The following is a 22,799-nucleotide window of genomic DNA, read 5'->3' as shown; positions in this document are numbered from 1 at the left end:
TATTAACGATAGACTTTACCAGTAAGCGCATCAGTAATAGTAGTGGGCTGCGCCAGACCACCTACGGGTTCATCAACAACAGCACCAAGTAGAGAAGCTAACTGACGGTTAACTTCAGCAGCCGTCACGCAAGGTGTGCGGCCAGTTAAGTTAGCACTTGTAGACGTTATTGGACCACCAAAAGCAGTGCATAATGCCTGTACAGTAGGATGGGCTGAAACACGCACTGCAATACTATCGAACTGTCCTGTTAACCATTTAGGTACTTGAGATTTGGCGGGCATAACCCAAGTTGCGGGACCAGGCCATGTTTGATTAATATGATCTATTTGCGTTGTCGACAATAGCGTTAAATCAACATAATCATTTAATTGCGATAAATTTGCTGCAATTAAGATCAAACCTTTTTCAACAGGGCGTTGTTTGATGGATAGTAAGCGTTGAACCGCTTTTTCACTCATTGGATCACAACCTAAGCCAAAAACAGCTTCTGTTGGATAAGCAATAACTTGCTGATTGTATAACGCAGTAACCGCGTTGCTAATGGCAGTTGAATTATTCACAGTAATATATCTATTATTAATAGTCATAAATAAAAATGGTAGCTTACGCTACCATTTCTTACTCTATAACGACAGTTATAAGCTTAATTTCTTACTAATTACAGCTATAGTGCTTTTAATTTAGCTTGTAATGCTTCGTCTTTAGCAATAATGCTTGCAGCATTAGCTTGACGCTCAGCTTTAACTTTAGCCGCCATTTCAGGGTTACCAATTGCAAGCATTTGCGCAGCAAGATAACCCGCATTTTTAGCACCCGCACTACCGATTGCTACAGAAGCAACAGGTACACCACCAGGCATTTGCACTGTTGATAATAATGCATCCATACCTTGTAATGGACCTGCATCAATTGGCACGCCAATAACAGGATGTGTAGTGATACCAGCAACAGCACCAGCTAAATGTGCAGCTAGACCTGCAGCACAGATAAATACAGCACAGCCACGGCTTTCAGCATCAGTCACATACTGGTGTGTAGCTGCTGGAGTTCGGTGAGCAGAAGTGACTTTTACTTCGTACTGGATTTCAAATGATTTTAGTACATTCAGTGTCGCCTGCATGACAGGTAAATCTGAATCTGAGCCCATTAATACTGCAACAAATGGTGTAGACATAATTATTCCCTTTCCGTATGAGTTATTTTTAATCGTTTAAATTAATTGATAGTGTTTATCACTATTCTAATAAAGCACGCTTATAGCCACAGCTTTTCTGCGGACAGATAAGTTGTTTTCCATTACTGGTTTTTTTTTCAACTAAAATGCCCCAATGACATTCAGGGCAAGTTTCTGAAATAGGTTTGAAATTAATAATGTATTTACACTTAGGGTATTTATTACAAGAATAAAATATTTTTCCGAAACGTGATTTTTTCTGCATCAAATCACCCGACTTACACTGCGGACAACATATACCAGTTTCGTCTGGCGTTTCTGTTTTAGACATGTAACTGCAAGTGGGAAATTGGGTACAACCAATAAAAAAGCCATAACGGCCACGTTTCAATACGAGTTCATGCTGACACTCAGGACATTCGGAACCAACCAACACTTTGTCATCTTCGAAATGTGATTGATTTGATAGCGGGCGTGAATACCCACAAGTAGGATAATTATTGCAACCTAAAAATGGCCCTGATTTGGCATTTTTAATACTTAACTCAGCACCACATTGCGGGCACGTCTCGTACTCTTTTTCCAAGGCATGTTCATGAACTGTAAATAGTTTGTCGTCATTTTTAGACATTTGAACAATTTTTAAGTAAATAATTGATGGGCTGATTTTATCAAAGTTGACATTTTATGCCAGTAATTAATATAATTTAAATCACCCAGTCACTGGTTATCGAGTTTTAATGCAGGTAATTATGCGCTTTAGCCTGTACTAATTCTTCCATCTGTAAATATGCTGCTTCACCGTTTGGCACATTAAATAATACCATTAAGATAACCCATTTAATGTCCTCAAGATCCAAATTGGTATTCTCAAGTTCAATTAAACGTGCGATGGCCATTTCTCTAGTTTCAATATTAAGCACGTCAATATGCTCTAAAAATAATAAGAAACCACGGCACTCGGTATTTATATAAAGTTGCTCGGCCTCTGTATAAATCCGCATTGAACTCACACTCGAAACTTGCAGATGAGTTTGAACCCCACCACTTCGTAATTCGACTAAGTTTTCAATCCATGTAATTGCTTTATGAATTTCAGCTTCAGCAAAACCAACCTTAATTAACTCACCGAGTAAGTCATCTCGATCAACTAAGAACTCAGATTCATTTTGTTCATAAAAGTTTTCGAAAAGATAAATAAGTATATCTAGCATTAGCCCCTCCGTTGCGATCTCACATAACCACCGGGCACAACACTCACCCAATTATCAAGTTCAAGTTCAATTAAACTCGTTAATACTTGGCTAACAGGTTGTTGGCTGTGCTCAGCAATAATATCTGCTGTCGTTACTTCATAACCGACACTATCTAAGATAATTTGATTTGGCAATGAAACAGTCTCAGGAACAGCACTGAATAGGTCTGTTTGCTCAGAATTCGTACTTACATTTATATATGTGAGTTCATCGGTAATATCACTAATTTGAGTAATTAGCTTTGCCCCTTGTTGGATCAAATAATGACAACCTGCTGCCATCGGATTATCAATGGCGCCAGGCAAAGCAAAGACTTCACGGCCTTGCTCTACGGCATAACGAGCTGAAATTAATGACCCGCTGTTTAATGCAGCCTCAATGACCACAACACCAAGTGAGAGGCCACTAACAATGCGATTACGACGGGGAAAGTGTTCCGGTCTCGCTTGAGTAAAAGGGCTAAACTCGGAAACTAACGCCCCCTGTTCCCTAATCTGTTGTGCTAATTTCTGATGACGCTTAGGATAAATATTGGCTAAACCAGTACCTAAAACTGCAATAGTATGCCCTTTCGCTGCTAATGCACTACGATGACATTCACTATCAACACCAATCGCAAGACCACTGGTAACCACTAGTCCTTCTTGCACTAATTCGACGGCAAAACTATGTGCATGCCGCTTGCCATAATAACTTGGATCTCGAGTACCAACCATGGCGATTTGTGGTTTCGATAATAACTCAACATTACCTTCTACATACAAAAGTAAGGGTGGAGAACCAATATTTTTTAATGTCAGTGGATAATCATTTGAGGTAATAGGGATAAGATAACGTTCAGGTTGATCCGCAAGCCAATTTAAGGTGTTCTCAATAGCCAGCCAATCAGGGTTTAGAATGCTCTGTTGCTGCGCTGTATCCAAACCAAGTGATTGTAGATACAGAACAGAACCAGTAAATAATCTAGTTAACGATGTTTTTTTCAATAACCTTAGCGCCCTACTACCACCAATTTGGGGGACGTCGTATAGTGCTAACCAATATTTATCTTGCTCATTAACCATTATTTATCTCATAAGTTGCTTACCTTATCATTCAGTTTAATCACTTGTGAGCTATGTGTAATAAGTGCAAGGCTGACTTTGTCGTAAACTTTGAACACCATCATTTCTCCGATCCGTTCATCTGGGAGCTGTAACTCATTTTTGTCAGAAAAAAGTTTATCATATTGATTAATTTGATCGTCATAATTAAAGTCAAGGTCTTGTTCACGACGAATTATCGTCTTACCGCGTTTTAATACCGCAAAAACATCGCCAGCACCTACACTATCACGCCAACCTCGATTAATGATCACCACATCGTTTTTACCAATAGTATTGTATTTTTCATCCGCAGCGACAATGACACCATCACTCGCTAATTGAAAATTACGCGGCTGAAAATACACCGGTAAGCGATCTTGCTCCGGCATAGGGAGTAATCGATCACCTTTACGCGCCTCTTTCGCACTTTTTAAAATTGATAATTTCGCTGGAATCGTTTCCGTTCCAGTATTCACAACGCGAGCAATGGCTATAAACTCCACTTCGTTACCTAATTTTTCATTAGTAACAGGGTCGATATAAATACGACCGCGGCGATAAATACCATATTGACCCGGTTTTAAAGAACTGGATGCAAAAATACTATGGCCAACAATGAATGTCGTATTACCGTCATTATTGCCTAAGATCACAGGGGCATGTTTTAATTTTTCATCCGCTGCGACATAATCACGACTTAAAAAAGAATTAATCAATTTTAACGGTATAGTCGGTATTGCTCGACTGCCTTTTAATTCAGGTCGCGCTTTAGGAGAAACTTTTAAGATACGCTTGCGCATATGATTACGTACTAAGCGAGGTTGGCCATCAACAAAGATTAATTGTAGTTTATCGCCGGGATAGATAAGATGCGGATCATCTAAAGCAGGATTAGCATCCCATAATTGTGGCCACAGCCACGGGCTTTGCAAATATTTGCTCGAAATATCCCAAAGCGTATCACCTTCTTTGACGATGTATTCAGTGGGGTATTGGTTTTTTAAGTTTAAGCTATCAGCATGCGCTAAAAAAGGTAAAATAGCGGCTAAAGCAAAGATCAAACGACGTTTTATGGACATATCCTTTCCTAATTGTTGTTTGAACGCTTATATTTATAGTGATTATTGTAACGTTTTACGTCAAAATTAAGCGTTATTTGAATCCATTCAAAATAAGAAAGTACCATGGCTATATTAGAAGTTTTACATTTTCCTGATGATCGATTAAAAAAAATTGCTCAACCTGTGCAGGAAATCACACCAGCGACACAAATCATCATCGATGACATGCTCGAAACCATGTATGCAGAAGAAGGTATTGGTTTAGCCGCTGTACAAGTTAATATTTTACAACGTATTGTCGTTATCGATGTGTCAGGAACACGCGATGAGCCTCTAATCCTTATCAATCCAGTCCTCACCAACAAATTCGGTGAGACAGGTATTGAAGAAGGTTGCCTATCGGTACCAGAATCACGCGCTTTTGTGCCACGCGCAGAAAGTGTAACAGTGACAGCATTAGACCGTGATGGTGATGAGTTTACACTAGAAGCCCATGATTTATTAGCGATTTGTTTACAGCACGAAGTGGACCACCTAAACGGTAAACTCTTTATTGACTATCTATCACCGCTAAAACAGCAAAGAATTCGGAAAAAGCTCGAAAAGCTAGCTCGTAAAGATAAATAAGAATACAAAATAGGAATTAACCTTGACCAAACCATTACGCATTATTTTTGCCGGCACCCCTGATTTTGCCGCAAAACACCTCTCTGCATTACTAAATTCAGAGCATAAAGTGATCGCGGTATATAGCCAGCCAGATCGCCCCGCAGGTCGCGGAAAAAAATTAAAACCAAGTGACGTAAAACAACTCGCAGTTAGCCATGACATTCCTGTTTATCAGCCTGTTAGTTTACGAAATGAAGAAGCACAACAAGAATTGGCAGCCCTAAACGCCGATTTGATGGTCGTTGTTGCTTACGGTTTGATCCTGCCACAAGTCGCGTTAGATACACCGCGCTTAGGTTGTATCAATGTGCATGGTTCACTATTACCAAGATGGCGTGGAGCAGCACCAATCCAACGTGCAATCTGGGCCGGAGATGCTGAGACAGGCGTCACTATCATGCAAATGGATATCGGTTTAGATACAGGAGCCATGCTACACAAAGTAACTTGCCCAATCGCGGATAATGAAACCAGTGCCAGTTTATATGACAAACTTGCCGAGCTTGGCCCACAAGGTCTATTGGAAACATTAACGCAGATCAGTAACAATACCGCAGTAGCTGAAGTGCAAGATGATGAACAAGCAAACTATGCGGCGAAACTGAGTAAAGAAGAAGCAAACATCGATTGGACACAATCAGCTGTTGCTATCGAACGTCAAATCCGCGCATTTAATCCTTGGCCTGTGAGTTACACACAAATTGCCGAGCAAAATGTGAAAGTTTGGCAAGCAAATGCGAGTGAAGATGTGACAGACGCACAGCCTGGCACGGTTCTAACCGCAACAAAACAAGGCATTCAAGTGGCAACAGGGAATGGCATATTAACGTTATTAAACCTGCAACTTGCGGGCAAAAAAGCCATGCCAGTTCAAGATATACTAAATGCTCGTAAAGAGTGGTTTACTGTTGGCCAATTACTAAATTCTATTTAATACCTATGACCGCTTAATAGTATTAAGCGGTTTTACCTCGGATACATATATATGAAAACCAGAGCTAGCGCTGCAAAAGTACTTTACCAAGTTGTTGATAGAGGTCAGTCATTGACGACAGCCTTACCAATTGCTCAGCAATTATTACCAGCCAAGGATCGTGCTTTACTACAGGAGATCTGTTACGGCGTATTGCGCTGGTTACCACGTCTTGAATTTATTAGTCGCCAATTAATGAGCAAACCATTAACGGGCAAGCAAAGACCCGTGCATTTCTTAATTCTGGTTGGCTTATATCAATTAAAATTCATGCGTATTCCAGCACATGCTGCAGTAGCTGAAACCGTAAACGCGATTAAGGTATTAAAATCACATAAACTCAGTGGGCTGGTGAACGCTATTTTACGTAATTACCAGCGCCAACAAGATGATCTAGAAAGCCAAGCTGACGGTAATGACGCGTGTAAATTCGGTCACCCAGGCTGGTTAATAAAACGCATTAAAGCCGCTTATCCAGATCAATGGCAAGATGTATTAATGGCCAACAATGAACGTCCGCCAATGTGGATACGAGTTAATCAGCAACATCATAATCAAGCTGATTATCGAACATTGTTAGCAACGGACGACATCACCGCAGATATCGTAGATAGTGCGGATTCAGCATTACGTTTAGAGAAGCCGACTGATGTTTACAAACTAGCTGGTTTTGCAGAAGGTCATAGCTCAGTACAAGATGGCGCGGCGCAATTTGCGGCGCAATTCTTAGATGCACAACCAGGCGAATTGATTCTTGATGCTTGTGCAGCTCCAGGTGGTAAAACAGCGCACATTTTAGAGCGCCAACCAGCATTAAAGCATCTCGTTGCAGTTGATTTTGATGCTACCCGTTTGAGTCGGGTACAAGAAAACTTAACCCGTATGCAATTAGAAGCAGAGCTTATCCACGGCGATGCGAGTAAGCCAGAAGATTGGTGGCAGGGTGATAAGTTTGATCGCATTTTATTAGATGCACCTTGTAGTGCAACGGGCGTTATTCGTCGTCATCCCGATATCAAATGGTTACGTCGTGATAGCGACATTGCACCATTAGTCCAATTACAGTCTGAAATTTTAGATGCCATGTGGCAGCAACTTAAACCTGGCGGCACATTATTATATGCTACCTGCTCTATTCTACCGGCAGAAAACAGCGAACAAATCAGTTCGTTTGTTGATCGAACTCCCGATGCAACGCTGATCCCATTAACAGCCGACAGCGACAATCCAGCATCAAGCTGGCAGATCCTACCCAATACCCAAGGCATGGATGGCTTTTTCTACGCGAAGTTACAAAAAAAAGCATAAGTGAATAGTCTCTATAGCCAACTGATTGATTAGTATCATTTGGCTATAAACCATTGGCGTTATTCAACTTTAGCTTAAATAAGCGTAGAATAGTATTATCAAAACAGATCACGACAATTTTATTTGGTGCGAGGTTAAATGAAAATTATCATTATCGGGGCAGGCCAAGTCGGCGGCACGCTGGCTGAAAACTTAGTAGGTGAGAATAATGACATTACTATTATCGACCGCGATGGCGACAGCTTAAGAAACTTACAAGATAAATTTGACCTGCGCGTTGTTGAAGGCCACGGCGCCAATCCAGACGTACTACGTGAAGCTGGCGCACAAGATGCAGATATGTTGGTGGCAGTGACCAACAATGATGAAACCAATATGATCGCTTGTCAGATCGCTTACACCATGTTCAATACCCCAAATAAAATAGCTCGGATCAGAAATGAATCCTATCTTAATAACAAAGAAACCCTGTTTAATAATGGCGCTATTGCAGTGGACCATTTGATCGCACCTGAGCAGCTAGTGACCGACTATATTAAACGCCTCATCGATTATCCGGGGGCATTACAGGTCGTTAACTTTGCCAATAACAAAGTGGGTCTCGTGGCAGTAAAAGCCTACTATGGCGGTCCATTAGTCGGTAATGCGTTAGCGGCATTACGTGAACATATGCCCAATGTGGAAGCCCGCGTTGCTGCTATCTTCCGCCAAGGCAAACCGATCCGCCCACTGGGTACAACGATTATTGAAGCCGATGACGAAGTATTTTTTGTTTCTGCAAGTAATAATATTCGCGCCGTGATGAGTGAATTGCAAAAACTGGAAAAACCGTATCGTCGTATTATTATTGCCGGTGGCGGTAATATTGGCGCTGCATTAGCGGGTCGTTTAGAGCGTGATTACTCAGTCAAATTGATTGAGCGTAATATCACCCGTGCCGAAAAACTATCAGAAATGCTTAATAATACCATCGTATTCTGCGGTGATGCCTCCGATCAGGAACTGCTCAGTGAAGAACACATAGACCAAACAGACGTATTTATCGCCGTCACCAATGATGACGAAGCCAATATTATGTCTGCCATGTTAGCCAAACGGATGGGGGCGAAAAAAGCCATGGTGCTGATCCAGCGCGGTGCTTATGTGGACCTAGTGCAGGGCGGCACTATCGATATTGCCATTTCACCACAACAGGCCACTATCTCTGCGTTATTAACTCATGTTCGTCGTGCTGATATCGCCAATGTCTACTCATTGCGCCGTGGTGCCGCAGAGGCGATTGAAGCAATAGCCCATGGTGATAAATTAACATCGCGCGTTGTCGGTCGAACTGTAGGGAGTTTAAAACTACCAACAGGTACCACCATTGGTGCAATTGTACGTAATGACGCAGTGCTAATTGCTCATGATAACACCGTGATTGAACAAGATGATCACGTAGTGATGTTCCTGGTTGATAAAAAGTTCATCCCTGATGTAGAGAAACTTTTTCAACCCAGTCCATTCTTCTTATAACATGCAAAGAAACTTGTTTAATGGTTAACTTCAAACCCGTATTGTTCATGGCAAGTGTGGTGTTACGCGCGCTTGCTTTATTTATGATTGCACCTTTGGTACTGGCTTTGTCTACCGATGGCCATGGCGCGCCTGAATTTTTCAAATCTATTATTATCACCACCATCGCATCCGGTTTATTCTGGCATAAAGGCCGCTCAAACGTTTTCCGTCTTGGTATACGTGAAATGTTTTTACTGACCACGTGTGTGTGGATAATAGCCTCCGCATTTGCCGCCCTGCCGCTCATGTTGATCCAACATATTAGCTATACCGATGCCTATTTCGAAACCATGTCAGGTATTACCACCACAGGTTCAACCGTACTCTCAAATTTAGATACAACGGCACACAGTGTATTGCTATGGCGCTCGATTTTACAGTGGTTAGGTGGCGTAGGTTTCGTGGTTATGGGGGTAGCAGTCCTACCTTACTTAAACGTCGGCGGTATGCGTCTATTCCAAACAGAGTCATCTGACTGGTCTGATAAAAACACCACCAAAACCCAGCATACAGCGGCTTACGTTATGTACGTCTATTTAAGCTTAACCATACTTTGTTATTTTGGTTACTTAGCTGCTGACATGACGAGTTTTGAAGCCCTCAATCATGCAATGACAACCCTATCGACAGGCGGCTATTCGACCTCAGATCAATCAATGGCACACTTCTCGAACGCAGCGCAATGGAATGGTACCTTCTTTATGTTTTTAGGGGGGTTACCATTTTTACTCTTGATCAGTGCAATTCATCGTCGCGATATCAAAGTACTTATCAATGATGCGCAGATTATCGGTTTTGGAAAGCTAATACTCGTAATGACAATAATGATGTCGTTATACTTGTGGCAAAAAGATGTTTTTGATCTGACCGACGCGATCAGAATTAGTATGTTTAACATAGTATCAATAGTAACATCGACTGGTTTTGGTTTAACAGATTTCGGCACATGGGGTGAATTTACAACAGTCTTGTTTGCTGGCTTGATGTTTACTGGTGCTTGTTCTGGCTCAACATCTGGAGGGATAAAAATATTTCGATTTCAAATCGCCTTCACCTTATTCCGTAAGCAGATGTCACAATTAGTCCATCCGTCAGGAGTATTTAGACAGCACTATAATGGACGTAATGTAAATGATGTTATTGTACGATCTGTGGTTGCTTTTGGTAGTGCATTTATTGCTACAGTTTCGATACTGGCAGCCATACTCAGCATAATAGGGTTAGACCCGATCACCAGTATTACCGGTGCAATCACCGCTGTGGCTAATGTGGGTCCAGGATTGGGCCCTGTCATTGGCCCATCAGGTAACTTTGCTAGTTTACCTGATACCGCAAAATGGGCGCTTAGCTTAGGCATGTTGATGGGGCGATTAGAGATCATGACAGTATTAGTGCTCGTAACCCCTGCATTTTGGAAAAGTTAAAGTATAAGAGTGCTAACTGATTATTCTAATAAGTTAGCACTGCTTTTCTCAATTAACTCAACAGGTAATGGTTTTTTAACTTCGACGCCCAGCTCTACAAACTGCTGCGCTTGTTTAATTAAATTGCCCTTACCTGAACTTAAACGTTTCATCGCTGAATCATAACTATCTTGTGCTTTATCTAACGCTGTTCCCATGTCTTGCATATCATGACTAAATAAACGCAGCTTTTCATAGATCCTGCCAGCACGTTCTGCGATTAATTGTGCATTCTGGTTCTGACGTTCGTAACGCCATAAATTATCAATGGTACGTAATGCAACTAACAAATTGGTTGGACTCACTAACATGATATTATTATCCAGTGCATACTTCATTAAACTTGGGTCAGCTTCTAATGCCGCTATAAATGCCGGTTCTACCGCCACAAACATCAGTACATAATCTAACGTTTTTAAGCCTTGTAACAAGTGGTAATCTTTACGCCCAAGTTCACGAATATGCCCACGAATAGAGGTTACATGCTCCTGTAACGCTTGTTTACGTGTCACTTCATCGTCAGCATTAAAGTAACGCTCGTAAGCCGTTAATGACACCTTAGAATCAACCACAACATCTTTATCTTGTGGTAGATGAACAATCACATCAGGCTGAAAGCGTTTGCCATGTTCATTATTCAAGCTTACCTGAACATCATATTCATGTCCTTCCCGTAAACCAGATTCAGATAAGATCCGCGCTAAAATAACTTCGCCCCAATTACCTTGCTGTTTATTGTCCCCTTTCAGGGCTTTAGTTAAATTAGCCGTTTCGCTAGACATCAATTGATAAACTTGCTGCAAACGAGCAACTTCAGATTGTAAGCTGTGGCGCTCTTTCGCTTCGTTAGAGTAAACATCTTGCACTTGCTGTTTAAATCCTTCGAGCTGCGTTTTTAATGGCGCTAAAAGCAATTCCACACTAGACTTGTTTAGTTCTTTGAAATTGTCGGTTTTACTATCAAAAATTTTATTTGCGAGGTTTTCGAACTGCTGTTGTAAGCGTTGTTCAGATTGTGCTTGCAGTGCCAGTTTTTCTTCGCTAGCCTGGCGTTCAGCCTGTAAACGAATGTCACTTTCACGTAATCGTGACATTAATTTAATTAACTGGTTGTTTTGCGATTCTAATTTTAATTTATTAGCATCATGCTCTTTCTGCAATTGGTCATTAGCATAATTAACGTTATCTAATTGTTGTTCTAATAACTCAACTTCATGATTTAAAGTTTGCATCGATAAGTTGGCTTGCTGAGTTTTACGGATTGCAACGAAGCCAAAAATAATCGCGATACAGCTAACGACAATATACGGAAATATGGGTAACAGAGAATCAAAAGTCATAAGATACATTAACTACGAAAAAAAGAGCTGTGTGACAAGGCGCGATCAAAATAAAACCATACTGCAAGGCAGCCAAGGTAAATAAAGAAAATGATCCACTTATGATAATTAACACCGCTGTCAATGGTGGTAAATGGTACATCACCAATCACACTGTATAACCAAAGAGTCAGCGGAAATAATGCGAAAACCAAAAGTTTCCACATGATCTTTAACGTCGGACGGTGTACAGTTATCGCTTTCATTAACATAGTCCTAAATATCAGCGTAAATAATACTGAAAAGAGATGATGATGTTAGCCTAACCTGCTCAAGATTAAAACTAATCCATTAAGGTTAATCATAATCAGTGCACATTTCATCAAAATAATACGGATTAATTCATTATCCCCCTTGAAACGAGAAAAATTACCCCAACTTGTAATTTTCAGTTATTTTTTGTCAAAATAGGGTTAATCACTCTATATCACGGGCAATTAAAATGTCTATTATGCTAATTAATTATAATCCGAATACGAAATAGGTAATATATATGAGCGATTTTATGAATGAAGGCCAAGTTGCCTATTTCAAAGAAAAACTAGAAACAGAGCAACAAGAGATTTTATCTCGTATTGAAAGCCAATCCACTGACGTCGTAATCTCTGATAGCAATGAAATGGCTGATGAGATAGATCGTGCGGCGATGGAAGAAGCGCATCGTCTTGAATTAAACCGTATTCATCACGATAAACTACACATCAAAAAGATCATCAAAGCACTGCGTCGTATCGACAGTGGCGATTATGGCTATTGTGATACCTGTGGTGACGAAATATCGATTAAACGCTTACAAGCACGTCCTGAATCACGCCTATGCTTAGAGTGTCAGTCAACGAAAGAATTTACTGACCACAGCTTATACCGCCGCTAGTCCTAAGCCCAATCTAATAGCCAACTCTGGTCGTTATCAATAAAATGATCACAGATGGAAAGCAATAATAAACCGATGTTATTGCTTTCCTCATTTATCGTTCCGTATTAATCTGTAATCTCTTTTCACCCAAACCGCCATAGGAATACAGCGATGTTAAAGCTATTGCCAGTCAATTTTAAAAGAATCAGTTTATTGTCACTACTTGTCACCAGTGTTGCATTAAGCGGTTGTAGTGATGATGAATCAGGTAAAATTAGTCTGGGTTTATTCACCACTAAAGATATTAAAATCAACACATTCGTAGATCCAAAGATACCAGGCGTCACTTGCCATGTTAGCCATATTGAAGCTAATTTGGATTTTTCTGATCCGTCAGATATGGGGATTGCATGTCGCCAAACAGGTGAAATTACAGCTGCTATGCTAGCAACAGTTGATATCTCAAAAAGCGGTGAAGTGATCTTTAAGCAATCAAAGAGTATCTTATTTAAATCACTCAAAATCCGTCGTATTTATGATGCTGATAGCCAAAGTCTATTGTATGTGTCGTACTCGACAAAAGAGATTAATGGTAGCTACAAGCATTCATTATCCACCGTACCACTGTGGGCAACCAAAGCATGGCAGCAGCCAACAGCTCTTAAATCACAAGTAAATTAAAAACAATAAAGCCACTGTTGTCAGTGGCTTTACTCGTCAATAGGATAATCTACTAGGGCTAAAATGCAGTTATAACACCCATCCCTATCACTTCAGAAAATAGCAACAATACCGTTGTCAGCGACACTAAATTAGCTGTGTACTCTTGTTTTGTATAGAGAGGAATAGTCCAAATAGCTAACGCCAATAATAAAATAACAGCTCGGTAAATGACGAACTCTTGGATCACCGTCATCTGACTTGAATCGGCATTAAGCGCTGCGACAATCAATAACCCAAGCATCAGTAGTACACTACTCGCGATACCAACAACGGGTAAAATAACATTAAATGCTTGTAATCTATGCTTTGCACGCAACAAGATCACATGCGCAAATACAGCCCCTAGTAGCACGGCTTCTAACAGTAATAACGGCTGCTGCTGTTGCCACAGAACTAATAACCCAGTGATGACAGCAAGCGCAATTGGTAATCGTAACCAAGTACTTGGAATTGCACGTTTACCTTCTAAGCGAGACTGAATTAAATTTTGTATAATACCGATAAATACCGCAATGCCACCAATAATCAAAGTCGGCGCTGTCGCATAGTCTTCAATGCCGATCATTAACCCAAGCGCTAATACAGCCCAAATTGAGATCATATTTTCAGTAATACGCTTACGCTGGCCAGGACACACTTCACCTTTTACTAATACTAATGCTAGGAAACAAGCTGCCGCTATTGGCATCATTACAATGATTGGATAAATTTGTTGGTAGAAACTGATTTCAGTCACGCGAAAACCCTTAGTAATACTAGATTCAATTAAGTTAGGTGCGAGAGTATATCAGTGTCACCTCAAGGTGGTAATCAATAATTAAATGAAAATGCTATTTTGCCAAGGTAATAAAAACAAAAAAAAGCCCATCACTAAAGAATGGGCTTCACCTACTTATTTTAAACTTTTTTACCATGTTCTTGCTCTGAAATTAATGGTTCAACACCTAATATACGAGAGAGCAAATCGACTTCATTCAAACTCTCATCACTAAGTTGTACATTCACTAGCAGCGATTCAAATCGACTCTGCTGTAATACTTCCGAAATTCCCGTCATACCACCGGCTGTTTTCAACAACGATGAAATAACCGTATTCGCCCCAGTTTCCCTTTTTTCTATATCTAGTTTCCCATCCATAACTCCCCCTCATAGCTCCCTAACTATCCCTGGTTTCTATCCCTTAGAAATATATTCCAGTCATATAAAACCACATTCACTTACTCAGGGAAATAACCAAATAATGAGTTTGAGAGGTAAAACGGATAAATGACCAAGTGTCTTATCAGCACTGAGAATAAATGTGAACTCTGCGCTAATAAAATATATTATATTAATTCTTTAGCATTAACTTCATTCTAATCATCGCTATATATCCAAAATCACAATGACAGGGAGTCACAGTGTGAACGTCGAATATTTATTCTCGAAACTGAAACAGCCACCCGTTATACCGCAATTATTACAAGAAATGATGACAAGCTTTAATCAAACAAATATCGGCTCGATAAGATAGCCAGCAGCCTAACGAATAGTTTTAAGCATGAAAATAATTTTGATATCTGTGAATTTTGGCGTAATTCTTTTCAAGTCGCGCAAATAGCCAAAGCTATAGCTAGCAAAATCCACTTGGATCAAGAAATCATTTTTACGTGAAGTTTAATGCATAACATTGGGGAGTTACTGATCCAAAGTGCATTACCAGAAGAAGCGAGTCTAATCGCTCTCAGTCAAGCACAGGGACAAAGCCGTATTGAAGCCCAACGCGCTATTCTCAGTTTTGATTTTACTGATGTAGGCCTTGAGTTCGCAAGACAATGGCATTTTACTGACGCCTTTGCAAATGTAATACACCAACAACTCGATCCTCTCTCATGTGAGAAAATTTCAAATGAAGCAGTGCTTATTCGCCTTGCCGTCTTTGTCAATTTTGCAACCAATGCAGGCGTGCCAGCACAGATGATCATACACCGCTTTCCACAAGCGCTTGCGCAACATTTAAATATCGACCCAGAAGTGTTACTTATGCAACTCAAAGCGGTACAGCAGCAAGGTAACGAATTGACAGAATGATTAATGCAGGACGTAGCGTAGAGTTTCAGAAACGAAAAAAGCCTGCTCATTGAGCAGGCTTTTCGAATAGTGGTCGGTGATAGAGGATTCGAACCTCTGACCCCCTGGTCCCAAACCAGGTGCGCTACCAAGCTGCGCTAATCACCGAACATGGTGCGGAAGGAGAGACTTGAACTCTCACACCTTGCGATACTAGAACCTAAATCTAGCGCGTCTACCAATTCCGCCACTTCCGCACAATTTTTCTACTTGCTAGCAGGTAACTCTAACAAGGGTGATAACTCAATTCTAAAAGAATATCTATGTTATCGAATATGGGGCGACTGAAGGGATTTGAACCCTCGACAACCGGAATCACAATCCGGGGCTCTACCAACTGAGCTACAACCGCCATAGTGGTCGGTGATAGAGGATTCGAACCTCTGACCCCCTGGTCCCAAACCAGGTGCGCTACCAAGCTGCGCTAATCACCGAACATGCTCATTAGAATGCATCATTCTTAACAAGTGTGCGCATTATAGATATTGTGTGTAAGTCTGCAAGTCTTTTTAACCAAAAAACGATTTTTTTATCATTTTCAATTAAATCGGAATAAAAACAAACAGTGCCAGTGCAAAAAACAATCAGAACAAATTAATTAACTTACTGAACTGTATTTACCTGTGCATGTTCAACTAAATGCAATGGGGCGACTGATGGGATTTGAACCCACGACAACCGGAATCACAATCCGGGGCTCTACCAACTGAGCTACAACCGCCATTAACCATTTAATTGCACAACCACTATAATAACTATAATGGTGCGTCCGAGAGGAGTCGAACCTCCGACCTCACCCTCCGGAGGGGCGCGCTCTATCCAACTGAGCTACGGACGCATGAGCAATATACTACGTCCAACGGCGAACCTCGTCTAGGCAAATCAGTTAATTCAACATGAATATGTTGCATAATTACAACGCCTGTATCTTTTATAACCAACTAAAAGCACTATCGAACTGAGGAAAATGCAACAAACACTGTTACAACTATTTAACCTAAGGCTTGGTAAGGATATAATGATTCGCAGTAGTAGGGATTTATTATAACAAAAGTCAACCATAGACTGACAATACCATTATTAGGGAGCTAAAAAGAGCATGTATAAATTACGAAATATTCTAATCACTTTATCAGCATCATTGCTATTTGCATTTACCGTAAACGCAAGTCACAACTCTGCGGAATCAGTTGCAGAAAGAATTGCCCCTGTAGGTCAAGTATACTTACCAGGTGAACTGGCTCCAGTAGTTGCGAAAAGCACTACACCTGCAGAGCCACGCTCAGGTGAACAAATTTATACAACTACTTGTAGCATGTGTCACGGCAGTGGCCTTGCTGGTGCTCCGATTAAAGGTAATGCGGATCAATGGGGACCTCGAATTGCAAAAGGTAAAGACACGCTTTATCGCCATGCAGTCGAAGGCTTAAATGGCGTAATGCCTCCACGTGGTACTTGCGCAACGTGTTCTGATGACGAATTACAAGCTGCCGTTGATTACATGATCCAAGGCCTGTAACACAAAAGATAAATAATGTTATAACAACGGGATGACCTTAATTATCCGATTATAACCCAGTCGTTCTTCGATAAAGCCACTCATTTTTTAGTGGCTTTTTTTTGACCCTCAGTTATCCACTGCTAGACTTTATCACTATAAGACTTAGTTTTTTCGTTATTAAAGACCATTAGGATGTCGACAGTGAACAAGGATCGTCTATCAAACCAGCACCAGCCAAGCAGCGCCAAACTTATCGGTCTCGCGCTATCGAGTTCATTACGGACACAGCGAGCCTTATTTTTAACACAGCTAAAATCAGCCTCACAACAACTACAACAAACCCAACAAAGTTTTGTATTATTACTGATTAAAATTGATAACATAGCTGATGTAGAACAAAATTTTGGTAGTGAACTCAGCAATAAACTCATTACAATTATTCGTCACCATTTACAATTATTAACCTCTAGTAACGACTGCTTGGTTAACTTACAAGGCGATGAGTTTGCCTTATTAAAGACGGATATAGTAGATGCGGATAGCGCTATCAGTCTCGCTAAAAAGATCCAATCACAGTTCCGTTTTAGCTTTCAGGTAAGTAACTATAAAATTCTCTGCAGCTGCAGTATTGGAATTAGTTTACAGCAGGCCCCCCACTCTGTGAGTCAAGTATTGAAAGACGCAGATATCGCCCTGAAAATGGCGCAGCAGCAAGGTCTCGGTCAATACCATCTATCGACAGCGTTACCCGTACCAGCTGAAAATACCATGGCTATATTGCAACAAGAAAAACTCACTCGCGCTATTATTAACAATGATATTCTGCCGTATTACCAACCTATTATTCAGCTTAACAGTAATCAATTAGTCGGTTTCGAAGTCATAGCCCATTGGCAAGAAGAGCATCAAGACAACAGTTTTATATCTTTCGCCGAACGTACCGATATTATTATCACTCTTGATTTACACATTATGTATCAAGCCTGCTTACAATTAAAAAAGTGGCATGATTCGCATCCTAATAATCAACAAATCATGTTAGCAATGAACTTATCCGTCAAACATCTCATTCTTGAAGGCGCTATTGAACATTTAATTTTTATTATTCAACAACAACAGATCCCACCACATCGTCTAGTATTTGAATTCAGAGAACATGAGTTTATGGCTCACAATGAATTTGCCATACGCGCGTTAGAAAAATTACGCCAAATAGGGGTGCAAGTAGGATTAGATAACTTTTGTACAGGCTTTAGTTCTTTGAATGAATTTTTCAAATATCCGATCGACTTTGTAAAGATAGACAGCAGTTTTACCAATCGTATGCTTATGTCTAAAAAAGATCTGTCGTTGATTCGCGTAATTAGAGATATTAGCCACGATATGGGCTTTAAAGTCATTGTTGAAGGAATTAGCAATCCTCAGCAGCATGCTAAATTAATCGAGCTTGGCTGTGAATTTGGTCAAGGCAGTTATATTGCTCAGCCAATGGACTATACGCAGGTTGATCGCTTATTAGAACTCTAATAAGCGATCTTTTATTTAGACTGTCCTCAGCTACTTGTTAAAAAGGGCTCTTAAGTTTGCAACTCCACGTTTGCCTTTCTCTTGCTTTTCAACGGGCGAGTCTGGTTTTTTACGTAGGTCCCATTCCAGATCATCTTGCGGCAATTCAAGCAAGAAGCGACTTGGCTCGGGTTTCACGACTTCACCAAATTGACGGCGCTCTTTGCATAACATCATGAACAATACTTTTTGTGCTCGAGTGATCCCCACATAGGCTAAACGACGTTCTTCTTCGACGTTTGGATCGTCATCAATGGAACTTTGATGCGGTAAAATTCCCTCTTCCATACCGACCATGAATACATAAGGATACTCCAGCCCTTTCGAAGCATGGTAAGTCATTAGCTGTACTTGATCGGAGTCATCTTCTTCTTCATTGCGTTCGAGCATGTCACGTAACGTTAAGCGGGTAACCACTTGTGCCAACGTCATCTCTTCATCGAGATCATCCCCTTTGAGCATTTCTGTAACCCAACGATATAACTCTGATACGTTCTTCATGCGCATTTCAGCGGCTTTAGCACTAGGACTGGTCTCATACAACCAGTCTTCATAATGTATATCACGTACCATATCACGCACAGCATCGATACTATCACTACGCTGTTCTTGATCCGCTAACTCAACTAGCCAACGGGTAAAGCCACGAACGGCAAGTAAACCACGTCCAGTGAGGGTTTGTTCTAAGCCCATTTCAAAGCTGGCAGCAAACAAACTGATATTACGCATGTTGGCGTAATTACCTAACTTTTCTAATGTTGTCGGACCAATCTCACGACGTGGTACATTCACCACACGTAAAAATGCATTATCATCATCTGGATTCACTAACAAACGCAGATAAGCCATCATGTCTTTGATTTCAGCACGTGAGAAAAATGATGTACCGCCGCTGATTTTATACGGTATACGGTTGGTCATTAAGGCTTTTTCAAATAACCGTGATTGATGGTTACCACGGTATAATATCGCATAATTTTTATATTCACTGCGTGCCATAAATTTATGTGCTAATAGTTCTGATACTACTTTTTCCGCTTCATGTTCTTCATTTTTGGTGGTAAACACTTTAATCGGATCGCCATACCCAAGTTCACTGAATAAGCGCTTATTAAACTCATGCGGATTGTTATCAATTAAAATATTTGCAGCTTTAAGAATTCGTTGCGTCGAGCGATAGTTTTGCTCTAGCTTTACCACTTTCAAACCAGGAAAATCTTTTTGCAATAACGTGAGATTTTCAGGACGCGCACCACGCCACGAATAGATAGACTGATCATCGTCACCTACAACGGTGAATTTAGCACGCTGGCCTACAATTAGTTTCACCAACTCATATTGACTGGTATTGGTATCTTGATACTCATCCACTAATAAATAGCGGATCTTATTTTGCCAGCGTTCGCGTACTTCGTCGTTTAGTCGTAACAACAAAGTTGGCATCATGATTAGATCATCAAAATCTAAGGCGTTATACGCTTTCATATGGCGCATATAATCGTCATAGCACTGGGCAAATAATTTATCTTGGGGCATTTGCGCACGGGCAGTTGCTTGTGGCGGTAATACCAACTCATTTTTCCAATTCGAAATAGCGCTACGTAATAGGTCGATAAGCTCTTTATCTTCTTCGAGCGTCTCTTGAGTGAGCTCTTTTAATAAGGCGAGCTGGTCTTGATCATCAAACAGTGTGAATGCTTGTTTAATGCCTAAATTTTTATATTCTTTACGAATAATATTTAAACCTAAGGTATGGAACGTCGATACCATTAAGCCTTTTGCTTCTTTTTTACCTAATGTTTGAGCAATACGCTCTTTCATCTCACGCGCCGCTTTGTTGGTAAAAGTTACCGCAGCAATATTCTTGGCCTGATAACTGCAATTTTGCACTAGGTGAGCAATTTTGGTGGTAATAACACGTGTTTTACCACTGCCTGCACCAGCGAGTACTAGGCAAGGGCCAGAAATATATTTAACAGCTTCATCCTGACGGGGATTCATTTTCATAGCGACAACACCAGACTAAAACATTAAGAAAAGAAGTAGATATTAGATTGTAGCAAAATTAACATAAAAAAATGCCAGTTATAAATAACTGGCATTTTTTATACATTGAATACGCAATCAAGAATTACTTGATTTTGCCTTCTTTGTACATAACGTGCTTACGAATAACAGGATCAAATTTTTTGATTTCCATTTTTTCAGGCATGTTTTTTTTGTTTTTATCAGTGGTATAGAAGTGACCTGTACCAGCAGATGAATTCAGACGAATTTTATCGCGCATAATATAGCTCCTTAAACCTTCTCACCACGGGCACGCATTTCAGCAAGAACTGAATCGATACCCTTTTTATCAATAATACGCATACCTTTACAAGTAAGACGTAATTTTACAAAGCGGTTTTCGCTCTCAACCCAAAAACGGTGTGTATGTAGGTTTGGCAAGAAACGGCGACGAGTGCGGTTTTTTGCGTGAGAAACGTTGTTACCAACAGCTGGTTTTTTACCAGTAACTTGGCATACTTTTGACATAGTGTGCTCCAATAACTTCAAATATAAGTGTCTACATAGTCGCATTTGAAGCTACTAGGTATACTTTTAATGCTCGGTTTATACAGTAAACCCAGACATAAATCAATAATAGTGCAAAATATCACCACCTTTAAACACACAAAAGTAGTGCTAAAAACAAGCATTAACGGTTACTTTTTAATCCAAAGTGAAATAAAACAGTTTAAAACACAAAAAAAAGGCCAAAAAAAAGCAATAAAAATTAAATCATAATAATTGCAAAAAGTATTTCAATTCGCCTAAATGTACAAATGCGAAACCCTTTTTTTCAGGTTATAATCCCCACACCTTGATAGTGAGTTTACACCAATGCTTAACGATATAGAATTAACCGACCTTAGACAACAGTTTCCCGTATTATCCCAACAAGTGAATGATCACCCATTAATTTATTTAGATAATGCAGCGACAAGTCAAAAGCCCTTGTGTGTTCTCGAGGCGATTAATACCTATTATCGAGACATTAACGCAAATGTACATCGCGCTTCACATGCACTCAGCGCGCAAGCAACATCCGCGTATGAAAATGCCCGTGATATCTGCGCGCAATTTATTAATGCAAATAGCAGTAAAGAAATCATTTGGACCCGTGGCACTACAGAAGCGATCAACTTAATCGCGAACTGCTTAACAACAAAATTTCAAGCTGGGGATGAGATTATCATTTCAACCCTAGAGCACCACGCTAATATTGTGCCTTGGCAGATGCTAGCACAGCGTACAGGGGCGATTCTTAAAGTCATTCCTCTATTGCCATCAACAGATATCGATATGCAGGCTTACAAGTTGTTATTAAGCGATAAAACCAAACTTGTTGCCGTTAGCCATGTATCTAATGCGATTGGCACAGTGAATCCCATTGAAGAGATCATTGCTTTAGCCAAACAAACTAACGCAAAGGTATTAATCGATGGTGCCCAAGCTATTTCACATTGGGACGTAGACGTACAAGCACTCGGTTGTGATTTTTATGTATTCTCTGGGCATAAAATGTATGGTCCCACCGGTATCGGCGTGCTCTGGGGTAAAGAAACGTTGCTTAATCAGCTGCCGCCTTGGCAAGGCGGTGGTGAAATGATTAAAGCCGTCAGCTTTGAACATACAACTTATAACGAATTACCGTTTAAGTTTGAAGCGGGTACACCGAATATTGCCGGGACAATCAGCCTTGCGCGCGCCATGACTTTTCTAAAGAGTTACGATCGGCAAGCGCTGGCAGATCACGAAGCTGAACTACTAGCCTACACCACGGCACAACTCGAAAAAATGCCACGCATTAAGATTATTGGTTCACCTCAACATCGTGCAGGTGGCATCAGCTTCACTATGGGAGACGCCCATAATGGTGATGTGGGTATGCTGTTAGATTTACAAGGCATAGCAGTACGTACCGGTCATCACTGTGCACAACCTTTGATGCAGAGCCTTAACTTATCCGGTACCATTCGTGTGTCACTCGCCATTTATAACACAAAAGCAGAAATAGACTTCTTCATTACAGCATTGAATGAACTGCAAGATTTACTCTAATATCAATAAATA

The 22,799-nt window shown here is 40.5% G+C and carries 23 protein-coding genes, 6 tRNA genes and 1 pseudogene; 11 read left to right on the top strand and 19 right to left on the bottom strand.

Features of this window, described 5'->3' with window-relative positions:
* Positions 1 to 2: 2 nt before the first annotated feature.
* The 6 genes from HWV01_RS00535 to HWV01_RS00510 form a co-directional block, all read right to left on the bottom strand.
* Entirely contained in the window at positions 3 to 590 is a 588-nt protein-coding gene (locus tag HWV01_RS00535) for an L-threonylcarbamoyladenylate synthase (RefSeq protein ID WP_211673617.1), read from the bottom strand.
* 77 nt (positions 591 to 667) lie between these two features.
* Positions 668 to 1,177, bottom strand: a complete 510-nt coding sequence (gene purE, locus HWV01_RS00530) for a 5-(carboxyamino)imidazole ribonucleotide mutase (protein WP_211673616.1) — start codon at positions 1,175 to 1,177, stop codon at positions 668 to 670.
* 61 nt (positions 1,178 to 1,238) lie between these two features.
* Positions 1,239 to 1,808 carry a type I DNA topoisomerase gene (locus tag HWV01_RS00525; RefSeq protein ID WP_211673615.1) on the bottom strand — a complete coding sequence of 190 codons (570 nt, stop codon included), beginning with the start codon at positions 1,806 to 1,808 and terminating at the stop codon, positions 1,239 to 1,241.
* A 106-nt stretch (positions 1,809 to 1,914) separates the two neighbouring features.
* Positions 1,915 to 2,391, bottom strand: a complete 477-nt coding sequence (locus tag HWV01_RS00520; protein WP_211673614.1) for a DUF494 family protein — start codon at positions 2,389 to 2,391, stop codon at positions 1,915 to 1,917.
* Complete coding sequence (gene dprA / locus HWV01_RS00515) at positions 2,391 to 3,497, bottom strand: DNA-processing protein DprA (protein ID WP_211673613.1); 1,107 nt, start codon at positions 3,495 to 3,497, stop codon at positions 2,391 to 2,393. Before dprA ends, HWV01_RS00520 begins: the two co-directional genes overlap by 1 nt.
* An 8-nt stretch (positions 3,498 to 3,505) precedes the next feature.
* A complete protein-coding gene (locus HWV01_RS00510) occupies positions 3,506 to 4,597 on the bottom strand; it encodes a LysM peptidoglycan-binding domain-containing protein (protein WP_211673612.1) in 1,092 nt (363 codons plus the stop codon).
* 105 nt (positions 4,598 to 4,702) lie between these two features.
* On the opposite strand from HWV01_RS00510, the gene def reads away from it, so the two are divergent.
* The 5 genes from def to HWV01_RS00485 all read left to right on the top strand — a co-directional run bounded on the left by def (position 4,703) and on the right by HWV01_RS00485 (position 10,510).
* The gene (gene def / locus HWV01_RS00505) at positions 4,703 to 5,206 is read left to right on the top strand and encodes a peptide deformylase (protein WP_211673611.1); all 504 of its coding nucleotides are present in this window, start codon (positions 4,703 to 4,705) and stop codon (positions 5,204 to 5,206) included.
* Positions 5,207 to 5,228: 22 nt separating this feature from the next.
* Entirely contained in the window at positions 5,229 to 6,182 is a 954-nt protein-coding gene (fmt, locus tag HWV01_RS00500; protein ID WP_211673610.1) for a methionyl-tRNA formyltransferase, read from the top strand.
* Positions 6,183 to 6,233: 51 nt separating this feature from the next.
* Positions 6,234 to 7,529 carry a 16S rRNA (cytosine(967)-C(5))-methyltransferase RsmB gene (gene rsmB, locus HWV01_RS00495; protein ID WP_211673609.1) on the top strand — a complete coding sequence of 432 codons (1,296 nt, stop codon included), beginning with the start codon at positions 6,234 to 6,236 and terminating at the stop codon, positions 7,527 to 7,529.
* Positions 7,530 to 7,667: 138 nt separating this feature from the next.
* Positions 7,668 to 9,044: a Trk system potassium transporter TrkA gene (trkA, locus tag HWV01_RS00490; RefSeq protein ID WP_211673608.1), complete on the top strand. Its 1,377-nt coding sequence runs from the start codon at positions 7,668 to 7,670 to the stop codon at positions 9,042 to 9,044.
* A 20-nt stretch (positions 9,045 to 9,064) separates the two neighbouring features.
* The gene (locus HWV01_RS00485) at positions 9,065 to 10,510 is read left to right on the top strand and encodes a TrkH family potassium uptake protein (protein ID WP_211673607.1); all 1,446 of its coding nucleotides are present in this window, start codon (positions 9,065 to 9,067) and stop codon (positions 10,508 to 10,510) included.
* A gap of 20 nt (positions 10,511 to 10,530) precedes the next feature.
* On the opposite strand, the gene rmuC is transcribed toward HWV01_RS00485, so the two are convergent.
* Together rmuC and HWV01_RS00475 are read right to left on the bottom strand one after the other, a co-directional pair.
* Positions 10,531 to 11,889, bottom strand: coding sequence for a DNA recombination protein RmuC (gene rmuC, locus HWV01_RS00480; RefSeq protein WP_211673606.1), 1,359 nt, complete (start codon positions 11,887 to 11,889; stop codon positions 10,531 to 10,533).
* 8 nt (positions 11,890 to 11,897) lie between these two features.
* Positions 11,898 to 12,134 (bottom strand): hypothetical protein, encoded by a 237-nt coding sequence (locus HWV01_RS00475; protein ID WP_211673605.1) that lies wholly within the window; start codon positions 12,132 to 12,134, stop codon positions 11,898 to 11,900.
* A 287-nt stretch (positions 12,135 to 12,421) separates the two neighbouring features.
* Between HWV01_RS00475 and HWV01_RS00470 the strand changes: the two genes are divergently transcribed.
* Both HWV01_RS00470 and HWV01_RS00465 read left to right on the top strand, forming a co-directional pair.
* The gene (locus HWV01_RS00470; RefSeq protein ID WP_211673604.1) at positions 12,422 to 12,802 is read left to right on the top strand and encodes a TraR/DksA C4-type zinc finger protein; all 381 of its coding nucleotides are present in this window, start codon (positions 12,422 to 12,424) and stop codon (positions 12,800 to 12,802) included.
* Positions 12,803 to 12,955: 153 nt separating this feature from the next.
* Entirely contained in the window at positions 12,956 to 13,465 is a 510-nt protein-coding gene (locus HWV01_RS00465) for a CreA family protein (protein WP_211673603.1), read from the top strand.
* A 58-nt stretch (positions 13,466 to 13,523) separates the two neighbouring features.
* Here HWV01_RS00465 and HWV01_RS00460 read toward each other — a convergent pair whose 3' ends face one another.
* On the bottom strand, positions 13,524 to 14,243 hold the full coding sequence (locus HWV01_RS00460) for a hypothetical protein (RefSeq protein ID WP_211673602.1): 720 nt from the start codon (positions 14,241 to 14,243) through the stop codon (positions 13,524 to 13,526).
* A 161-nt stretch (positions 14,244 to 14,404) separates the two neighbouring features.
* On the bottom strand, positions 14,405 to 14,644 hold the full coding sequence (locus HWV01_RS00455; RefSeq protein WP_211673601.1) for a hypothetical protein: 240 nt from the start codon (positions 14,642 to 14,644) through the stop codon (positions 14,405 to 14,407).
* 372 nt (positions 14,645 to 15,016) lie between these two features.
* On the opposite strand from HWV01_RS00455, the pseudogene HWV01_RS00445 reads away from it, so the two are divergent.
* A pseudogene (locus HWV01_RS00445) lies at positions 15,017 to 15,577 on the top strand (HDOD domain-containing protein).
* Between the two features lie 70 nt (positions 15,578 to 15,647).
* Here HWV01_RS00445 and HWV01_RS00440 read toward each other — a convergent pair.
* The 6 genes from HWV01_RS00440 to HWV01_RS00415 form a co-directional block, all read right to left on the bottom strand.
* Positions 15,648 to 15,724, bottom strand: a tRNA-Pro gene (locus tag HWV01_RS00440).
* Between the two features lie 4 nt (positions 15,725 to 15,728).
* A tRNA-Leu gene (locus HWV01_RS00435) sits at positions 15,729 to 15,813 on the bottom strand.
* Positions 15,814 to 15,892: 79 nt separating this feature from the next.
* Positions 15,893 to 15,968: transfer RNA gene (locus HWV01_RS00430), tRNA-His, on the bottom strand.
* 5 nt (positions 15,969 to 15,973) lie between these two features.
* Positions 15,974 to 16,050 (bottom strand) — tRNA-Pro (locus HWV01_RS00425).
* 211 nt (positions 16,051 to 16,261) lie between these two features.
* Positions 16,262 to 16,337: transfer RNA gene (locus HWV01_RS00420), tRNA-His, on the bottom strand.
* Positions 16,338 to 16,377: 40 nt separating this feature from the next.
* Positions 16,378 to 16,454 (bottom strand) — tRNA-Arg (locus HWV01_RS00415).
* A 261-nt stretch (positions 16,455 to 16,715) separates the two neighbouring features.
* On the opposite strand from HWV01_RS00415, the gene HWV01_RS00410 reads away from it, so the two are divergent.
* Positions 16,716 to 17,135 (top strand): cytochrome c5 family protein, encoded by a 420-nt coding sequence (locus HWV01_RS00410; RefSeq protein ID WP_211673599.1) that lies wholly within the window; start codon positions 16,716 to 16,718, stop codon positions 17,133 to 17,135.
* A gap of 174 nt (positions 17,136 to 17,309) precedes the next feature.
* A complete protein-coding gene (locus HWV01_RS00405; RefSeq protein WP_211673598.1) occupies positions 17,310 to 18,644 on the top strand; it encodes a GGDEF domain-containing phosphodiesterase in 1,335 nt (444 codons plus the stop codon).
* A 30-nt stretch (positions 18,645 to 18,674) separates the two neighbouring features.
* Here the strand turns inward: HWV01_RS00405 and rep are convergent, their stop codons facing one another.
* From rep to rpmB, 3 genes are all read right to left on the bottom strand, one after another.
* On the bottom strand, positions 18,675 to 20,690 hold the full coding sequence (gene rep, locus HWV01_RS00400) for a DNA helicase Rep (protein WP_211673597.1): 2,016 nt from the start codon (positions 20,688 to 20,690) through the stop codon (positions 18,675 to 18,677).
* A gap of 124 nt (positions 20,691 to 20,814) precedes the next feature.
* Positions 20,815 to 20,970, bottom strand: a complete 156-nt coding sequence (gene rpmG / locus HWV01_RS00395; protein WP_045108636.1) for a 50S ribosomal protein L33 — start codon at positions 20,968 to 20,970, stop codon at positions 20,815 to 20,817.
* An 11-nt stretch (positions 20,971 to 20,981) separates the two neighbouring features.
* Positions 20,982 to 21,218 carry a 50S ribosomal protein L28 gene (gene rpmB, locus HWV01_RS00390; protein WP_006030956.1) on the bottom strand — a complete coding sequence of 79 codons (237 nt, stop codon included), beginning with the start codon at positions 21,216 to 21,218 and terminating at the stop codon, positions 20,982 to 20,984.
* 348 nt (positions 21,219 to 21,566) lie between these two features.
* On the opposite strand from rpmB, the gene HWV01_RS00385 reads away from it, so the two are divergent.
* Positions 21,567 to 22,787: a cysteine desulfurase gene (locus HWV01_RS00385; RefSeq protein ID WP_211673596.1), complete on the top strand. Its 1,221-nt coding sequence runs from the start codon at positions 21,567 to 21,569 to the stop codon at positions 22,785 to 22,787.
* Positions 22,788 to 22,799 lie beyond the last annotated feature (12 nt).

Source organism: Moritella sp. 5, assembly GCF_018219455.1.
Lineage (GTDB): Bacteria > Pseudomonadota > Gammaproteobacteria > Enterobacterales > Moritellaceae > Moritella.
The sequence above is the reverse complement of the archived record's forward strand: the minus strand, read 5'-3'. Positions and strand labels throughout refer to the sequence as shown.